This is a genomic window from Protofrankia symbiont of Coriaria myrtifolia (assembly GCF_900634755.1).
Classification (GTDB): domain Bacteria; phylum Actinomycetota; class Actinomycetes; order Frankiales; family Frankiaceae; genus Protofrankia; species Protofrankia coriariae.
Genome location: NZ_CAAAFS010000010.1, coordinates 1 through 8,061 on the forward strand (window position 1 = coordinate 1; position 8,061 = coordinate 8,061).

General features: G+C 66.8%; 5 protein-coding genes. All 5 read left to right on the plus strand.

The genetic code is table 11. The annotated features are described in order from the left end of the window. Positions 1-907: tyrosine-type recombinase/integrase (locus CM1CMNOD_RS00395; protein ID WP_207387449.1), on the plus strand; the 907-nt coding region annotated here is incomplete at its 5' end. A 765-nt stretch (positions 908-1,672) separates the two neighbouring features. Continuing rightward, positions 1,673-2,779 (plus strand): NDMA-dependent alcohol dehydrogenase, encoded by a 1,107-nt coding sequence (locus tag CM1CMNOD_RS00400; RefSeq protein ID WP_013871704.1) that lies wholly within the window; start codon positions 1,673-1,675, stop codon positions 2,777-2,779. A 346-nt stretch (positions 2,780-3,125) separates the two neighbouring features. Then, positions 3,126-4,388 (plus strand): cytochrome P450, encoded by a 1,263-nt coding sequence (locus CM1CMNOD_RS00405; RefSeq protein ID WP_043602684.1) that lies wholly within the window; start codon positions 3,126-3,128, stop codon positions 4,386-4,388. 300 nt (positions 4,389-4,688) lie between these two features. Further along, on the plus strand, positions 4,689-5,837 hold the full coding sequence (locus tag CM1CMNOD_RS00410) for an acyl-CoA dehydrogenase family protein (RefSeq protein WP_013871706.1): 1,149 nt from the start codon (positions 4,689-4,691) through the stop codon (positions 5,835-5,837). A 427-nt stretch (positions 5,838-6,264) separates the two neighbouring features. Beyond that, positions 6,265-7,530, plus strand: coding sequence for a LuxR C-terminal-related transcriptional regulator (locus tag CM1CMNOD_RS00415; protein WP_013871707.1), 1,266 nt, complete (start codon positions 6,265-6,267; stop codon positions 7,528-7,530). Positions 7,531-8,061 lie beyond the last annotated feature (531 nt).

An 8,061-nucleotide genomic window follows, 5' to 3' on the forward strand; every position in this document is an offset into this window, starting at 1 on the left:
ACTCCTGACCTCCTGGAGTCGATCCCTGGAGGCCGCGAACAAGACCGAGAAGACCCGCGGCCTCTACCTGAACGCCGCGCGCCTGTTCGTCGCCTGGCTGCTCGTGCGTGACGCCGCGCCCGAGGACGCCGCCGGCATCACCCGCGCCCACGTCGAACAGTTCCTGATCGACTTCCGCACCCTGCCGAGCCCCCGGCGGCCGGAAGGTCGAAGCGCGGCCTACGCCAACCAGGTGTACCGGGCGCTTCAGCAGTGGTTCGGCTGGTTGCTCGCCGAAGAGGAGATCGACCGGTCGCCGCTGGAGCGGATGAGTCCCCCGGTCGTGCCGGAAACGCCGGTGCCCGTGCTGGAGGACGACCAGATCCGCGCGCTCCTGGCCACCTGCGCGGGCAAGGAGTTCATCGAGCGGCGGGACAACGCGATCATTCGGAGCTTGATGGACAGTGGCGGCCGGCGAAGCGAGGTCGGCAAGCTGGAGGTGCCCGACGTCGACCTGACGGCTAAGGTGCTGCACGTTCTCGGCAAGGGCCGCCGCCCCCGCGACGCGCCGATCGGCAACAACACGGCGCTGGCGCTTGGCCGCTACCTGCGGGCTCGGGCCCGTCAGCCTGGCGCGAAGCTGCCCGCGCTGTGGCTGTCGTCGGATGGCCGCCGCGTGCTGACCAGCGACGGTATGGCGCGGATGCTCTCGCGCCGGGGCAAGCGGATCGGCCTGCCGCACCTGCACCCCCACCAGTTCCGCCACACGCTGGCGGATGACTGGCTGGAGGCCGGCGGCACCGAGGGCGACCTCATGCGCATCATGGGGTGGCGCTCCCGTCAGATGGTCGACCGGTACGCAGCCAGCGCGCAGGACCGGCGGGCCCGCAACGCGCATGACCGGCTCGGCCTGGGCGACCGGTTCTGAGCGTCGGGCGAAGATCGGGGATGGCCTACTAACTTCGAGGGAAACGGGTGGCGCCGACCAGCAACGACGCAGGTCGGCGCACCGCTCGGACGGTATTAGCTCCTAAGCGGTAGGCCGCAGGTTCGATTCCTGCCAGGGGCACGAGCCGGTTCTGCCTGCTCGCCGACTTCCGGTCGGCTTCGCCGGAGGCCGCGATATCGTCCCGGGGGACGACCCTCGGACCCCCGATGTCGGCCCTTCGGCCGACTCCCTTCTGCTCGGCGCCCTGCCAGGGGCACGATCCCAGCCGTGCCAGTGCTTCTGCCGGGGTGAACAGCTCTCGGCGAAACGACGCTCGGTGAATGGTGTGGCGCGCGTACTGGACCATGCTCATACTGGACTACCGGTCACTGCTGATCCGCTCAGGCTGATCCGCTTAGGGTGTGTCCGGTCGGCTCCGTCAGCGGGCGGCTACAGCGGTCGTTGTCCGGTTGCGTGGGCCTTCGCGCCCGGAGTCGCCAGCAGCGGCCCGCATGACCGTCGGGCCTGCTCTTCCTCGATCGGGCGGCGATCACGATTTCGATGATCGAGAGCGGATCGTCATCCCTCTGCGGGGGTATTGAAACACCTCGTACGGAAGATCCGCCGGAAACACGGCGGGAGTACTGTTACGCACGTCACAAGGTCATCCTGTGGAGATAGGCACTCGAGCGCGCCAGCAGCATTCGGCTGGCGTCGGCTGGCGCGCTCGAGACGGAGCCTTCACCGCCGAAGGAGGTCGTCCGAATGAGGACCAAAGCCGCCGTCCTGTGGGGGCTGGAAGAGAAGTGGCAGGTCGAGGAGGTCGAACTCGACCTGCCCAAGGCGGGCGAGGTTCTGGTCAAGCTCACCGCCAGCGGTCTGTGTCATTCAGATTATCACCTGGTCAGCGGCGACATCCCCATTCCTTTCCCGGTCGTCGGTGGGCATGAGGGCGCCGGTATCGTCGCGGCGGTCGGGCCGGGCGTGACCGAGGTGGTGGAAGGCGACTCGATCGTCCTGAGCTTCCTGCCCTCCTGCGGGCGCTGCTCGTACTGTTCGCGTGGCCTGACGAATCTCTGCGATCTCGGGGCGGCGATTATTCTTGGCCCCCAGCTGGACGGTACCTACCGATTCCACGCGCGCGGTCACGATATCGGGCAGATGTGTGTGCTCGGGACCTTCTCGGAATACACGGTCGTCCCGGTCGCGTCCGTGGTCAGGATCGACCAGGGTGCGGCGCTGGACAAGGCGGCACTGATCGGATGCGGTGTCCCGACCGGTTACGGCAGCGCGGTGAACACCGCGCAGGTGCGGCCGGGTGACACCGTGGTCGTGATGGGCGTCGGTGGTATCGGCGTCAACGCGGTGCAGGGGGCCAGGGCCGCGGGCGCGCGGACCGTCGTCGCGCTGGACCCCGTCGACTTCAAGCGGCAGAAGGCTGTCGAGTTCGGCGCGACCCACACGGCCGCCACCGTCGACGCGGCACGGGAACTGGTCAGCGAGCTGACCCGTGGGCAGCTGGCGGACGCGTGCATCATCACGACGGACGTCGCCGAAGGCGCGTACGTCGGTGAGGCGCTGAGCCTGGTGGGTAAGCGTGGCAGGGTGGTGGTGACCGCGATCGGGCATCCCACGGACATCTCGATCAGTGGGTCGCTGTTCGAGCTGACGCTGTACGAGAAGTCGATCCGCGGCGCGCTGTTCGGCTCCTCGAACCCGCAGCACGACATCCCCCGCTATCTTGAGCTGTACAACCGCGGCCAGCTCAAGCTCGACGAGCTGGTGACCAGGGAATATTCCCTGGAGGACATCAACGAGGGATACCAGGACATGCTGGACGGCCGGAACATTCGAGGTCTGATTCGTTTCTGACCGCATTCCTCGAAAACTGGGCATGACTGATTGACGGACCAGAGGAGCCGGCCGTGGCGACCGTGTGGCGCCCGGCCGGCTCCGTCCGTCGATACCGGTGCGCGACGGCGTTCCGGCGGTCGTGATCGTAGTTGTCGAATCAGGTTGACCTGAACGGCGAAAATCCGTCGTGGCGCTGGGGCGCGCTCTTCGTCGCGCGGTCCGTGCCGGACAGGTCCGGCGGCGTGGCGACGCCCGCGAAAATTTATCCCGATGGGGGCACCAGGTTGACTCCTACGAGGGGAGTGCTGCGGAGCCCGGAAGATTACGATCAGGCCTGTAGTACATGCCTGAGAAAGGGGCGACCATGACGATTACCGATGGAACCGTCGACACGCGGCTCAGCTCGCTCGAGTTCTGGGCCAAGCCCCGGTCCGTCCATCACGAGGCATTTCGCTGGTTACGGGAGAACAAGCCGGTCAGCTGGCACGAGGCGCCCGAGGCCCTGGACCCGAACCTGAACAACGCCCAAGGGTTCTGGTCGGTGGTGAAGTACCGCGACATCCAGAACATCTCCCGGGACACGGAGCTGTTCAGCTCCGCCGACGGCGTGTTCGTCGACGACTTCCCGCAGCTGGAGACGATGTTGTCGTTCATCGTGACGGACGCTCCTCGGCACACCAAGATGCGGGGCGTCGTCAGCGTCGCCTTCACGCCGAAGAACATCTTCAAGATGTCGGAGGACATCGGCGGGATCGTCCATCAGGTCATCGACAGGGTCGCGCCCCTGGGCGAGGGGGACCTCTGCCACTTGATCACCAAGGAGGTGCCCGGCCGGATCTTCGCGACCTTCATGGGGATCACCGACCCGGAGCAGATCCAGTACGTGATGGACGCGGCCGAGCAGTTCGCGTGCTGGGCGGACCCCGAGTACGCGCATATCGGCTCTCCGCTCCAGGTGTTCGCCGACGCCTCCCAGAAGCTGGCGACCCTCGCGATCGAGCTGGCGAAGGAACGCAAGGAAAATCCGGGTGACGACCTGCTCAGCTGGGTCGCCCAGGCGCAGTATGAGGGCAACAAGCTGTCCGTCGAGGAGGTCGGCGTCTTCTTCGCGCTGCTCGCCGCGGCAGCCAACGACACCACCCGGCACTCGATGGCGCACGTGCTCTCGCTGTTCCAGGAGTATCCCGACCAGCTCGCCTACGTCATGGCGGACTTCGACAGGCGTGCGGACGACGCCGTCAACGAGTGCCTGCGGCTGGAACCGCCGCTGATGCACTTCCGCCGCACCGCGACGCGGGACACCGAATTCGGTGGGGAAACCATCAAAAAGGGTGACAAGGTCGTCATGTGGTATATATCCAGTAACCGGGACCCCGACGTGTTCGAGAACCCCGACGCGTTCGACGTACGGCGGGTCAACAAGTTCAACCCGCACCAGGCGTTCGGTGGCGGTGGCCCGCACTACTGCCTGGGCCACATGCTCGCCAAGCAGATGATCAAGACTGAGGTGCGGGAGATATACACCCGGATGAAGGACCTCAGGGTCGGCGAGCGCGACATGCTGCTGTCCAACTTCATGAACGGTGTCAAGCGGCTGCCCGCCACCTGGGTGCCCGAGAAGAGCTGAGCGCGCGAGGCAGACATCTCGTAGCCGCGAGGCCGCGGAGCCGTTCACGGGATCATGAGTGGGTCGGGGACGTGGGACCGGTGTCCGGGGCGGCCGGTCCCACGTCCCACTGTTTCTGGTCGCTTCTGATCGCGTTGAGATTTCCGTCTTTCAACGGTTTTGTTACGATGCGTACCCCAGTTGCCCCACGCCCTGCCCGTGGCACCCGGCCGAGGTTCCGCGGTGTTGTCGACTGTTCGCGGCGGACGAGGGCCGGTGGGGCTATTCTGCTGCTCACAACACCATGAGAGGACGTCGGGAATGCGGCGCACCGGTTTTACCGCCGACCACGAGAGCTTCCGTCAGATGCTCCGGGATTATCTCACCCGCGAGGTGGTGCCCGTCTTCGACGACTGGTTGGCCGCCGGTGCGGTCCCCAGGGATTTCTTCCGGAACCTGGGCAAGCTCGGGGTGCTGGGGATGGCGTTCCCGGCCGAATACGGCGGAGGTGACCAGCCGGACTTCACCTACAACGCCGTGATCAACGAGGAGTGCGCCCGGGCGCTGGTCGCGCTGGGGACGTTACAGGTACACCTGGACGTGGTGGTTCCGTATTTCCTGGACCACGCCGACGAGGCGCAGCGTGGGCGCTGGTTCCCGGGCCTGGTGAGCGGCGACCTGTTCGCGGCGATCGGGATGACCGAACCGGGCGCTGGTTCGGACCTGGCCGGCGTGCGCACGACCGCGGTCCGGGACGGCGAGCACTATGTGCTCAACGGCGCGAAGACGTTCATCAGCGGGGGTGCGCTCGCCGACCTGGTGGTCGTGGTGGCGCGAACCTCGCGAAGCGAGTCCGACCGGCGGCGGGGGCTCAGCCTGCTGGTCGTCGAGGACGGCATGCCGGGCTTCGAGAAGGGCCGCAATCTGGCGAAGATCGGCCTGAAGGTGCAGGACACCATCGAACTGTCGTTCACCGACGTGCGGGTGCCGGTCGAGAACCTGCTGGGGGAGGAGGGGGCAGCCTTCGAGCAGCTGACCCACGGTCTGCCCCAGGAGCGGCTGAGCATCGCGATCAGTTCGCTGGCCGCGGCCCGGGCCGCGCTGGACACCACCGTGACCTATGTCAGGGAACGCCATGTGTTCGGGAAGCCGGTCAGCTACTTCCAGAACACCAGGTTCGAACTGGCCGCGGTGGCCACGGAAATAGAGGCGGCGCAGGCGATGGTGGACCGCGCGCTGGCCGAGCACGTCGCCGGTGAGCTGAGCCCGGTGGACGCGGCAAAAGTGAAGCTTTACTGCACCGAACTGCAGGGCCGGACGGTCGATCGTTGCCTGCAGTTGTTCGGTGGTTACGGCTATATCCTGGAGTATCCTATCGCCCGGCTGTACGCGGATGCCCGTGTCACGCGTATCTACGGCGGCACGAGTGAGATCATGAAGACCATCATCAGTAAGTCGCTGGGTCTGTAGGCCCGGGTTCGCCAAGCCGGCCGGGGGCGAACGCTTCTTGCTGGGTATTTTTCGGCCTGCGTGCGTATCCGACGACGCACTCGCGACAATCCTCCCCGGCGTCGCCGTCCGCCGACGAAGGCCACCGCCCATTCGGTTGCGCACGGCTACAGAATAAGTGCTCTCGGTGCTCTTGGTGGGTGCGTCGCGCGCATGACGCTCGGCGAAGCACCCGCACGTCGCGTCTGGACCATCCTGGCCTATCGGTCTAATGTATCGACCAAAGTCGAGTGATATGTCGATCATCGACCGTCCGTTGAGTGGCGGGTCGAAGCCGTGCCACACCGGCCGCCGGAGGGCTGAGGGGGATCGGCCAGCCGCGCGTCAGATTCGCTGGCGCATGGCCTCGATGCCGCCGTGGATCCTGCGACTCGAAGAGGAGGCGGGAATGGGCAGTGGTGTCCATGCTCCCGTGCTGGACGACGGGTCGGACTCGGACATGGCCAGCTCGGAGCCGGTGGCGGTCGAGGACGGCGTCCAGCGGGCCAGGGAGATCCTGAGAACCGCCGAGCGGATCCTTGACGACGGCGTGACGTATTCAGACTTCGCCAACGGTGACCCGAAGGCGGCGGACGCGGCGTTGGGGGCGGCCCAACGCGCGGCGAGTGAATGTATGAGCCTCGCCGTCCAGTCGTCGAAGGACTCCTCGGTCCGGCAACTGGCGGAGGTTCTTCTGCAGTCGGGGCTGGCCCGGGTCACGTTGATGGAGGCCACGCTGGCGCGGCGAACGGCGAGGATGTTCGGTGTCGAGCAGGCGCTCTGCCACTTACGCGGGGCCTCCTCGCTGTCGGCTCTGGAGGAGCGGGCACCGGTGGAGGCCCATCGGCTGGGTTTCACCAGAATTCTGTTCTCACGCATTGACAAGGGTGTCTGGATCGCGCGCACAGCCTATACGGAGGGCGAGGAGCAGCTCGCCCGGACGCTGGTGCAGGTCGGTATCGCGAATCCTCGGCCGCTGACCGGCGCACTGGTCGAAAGCGAGATGGCACGGCGCCGCGTCCCGATCCTGGTACGGAACCCCCAGTCGAGCTCGCGCGTCCACGCCGAAATGGTTGCCGTGGTCGGCACCAAGGGCTATGTGGCCGCCCCGGTGGTCTCCTGGGGCAAGGTGGTGGGGCTGCTGCACGCCGACCGGCAGGCGGAACTCGGCGGGGTGGACGAATTCGACCGCGATCTGATCGGCATGTTCGCCGCGGGGGTGGGTGTCGCGTTCGAGAGAAACGCGCTCTTCCGGCGGCTGCGGTTCATGCGGTCCATGTTCAACGAACATGTGTGCGCGGTCAACGACCTCGTCGACGACATCGCCGAGGACGTCATGGAGATCGGCGATGGCTCGGAGAAGCCACCGAACCGCTCACTGGGCGCGCACTCGTCGGGACAGAATTTCCGGGAGACGCCGGCGGCGTATCCCGAGGACGCGCTGTTCGCCAGTCTGACCCCCCGTGAGTGCGAGGTGCTGCGTAGCCTGGCCTCGGGTAAGACGAACGCACAGATCGCGAGCAGCCTGTTCGTGACCGAAGGCACCGTGAAATCGCATGTGAAGCACATTCTGCGGAAGCTCGGCGCGGCCAACCGCACGGATGCCGTGGCTCGCTACCATGCGCTGACCAAATCATCCGGCGGCCACCAGACGAAAGATCCGTTCAGATCCTGAGGATCACCTGACCGCCCCGTGCCGACGTACGGGGACGATCATCGCTCGTCCGCTCTGCGCGTCGGCCGATGTCGGGGCCGACCGGCCGGCCAGGCACAGCGCCTGCCCATCGGCCAGGTCATGGCACCTGTCAAAGCGGGTGGGACAGACCCCACCACCTCTGCCGAAGGTCCCTGTCAGAGCCGCGACGGCTCCGCCAGGCTGGATGAGGGCCTGGTGGAACGACCGAGGCCACGGGCCGGTGGAACACGTGGGGGCCGGCGGGCCACGCGGTGGCGCGGGTCCGTGCGGGGTGGCCCCAGGCCGGTAGTCGGCGTTCCGCCGCTGCCCAGCGCTCTTCATAACCAGGGCTACCGCTCGACAGACGGCCGTCGGCGTGGGGGAGAACAGGATGAAGAGGAAGGTGGTCGTTGTGGTGGCCATTACGCTCGCCATCGCGTTCGGCTGCCTCGGGGCCGCGCTGACAGCCGCGGTCCGAACGGCGGACGTCACCGCTGTCCAGAACGACCGGCTGGAGCCCAATGGCGCTTA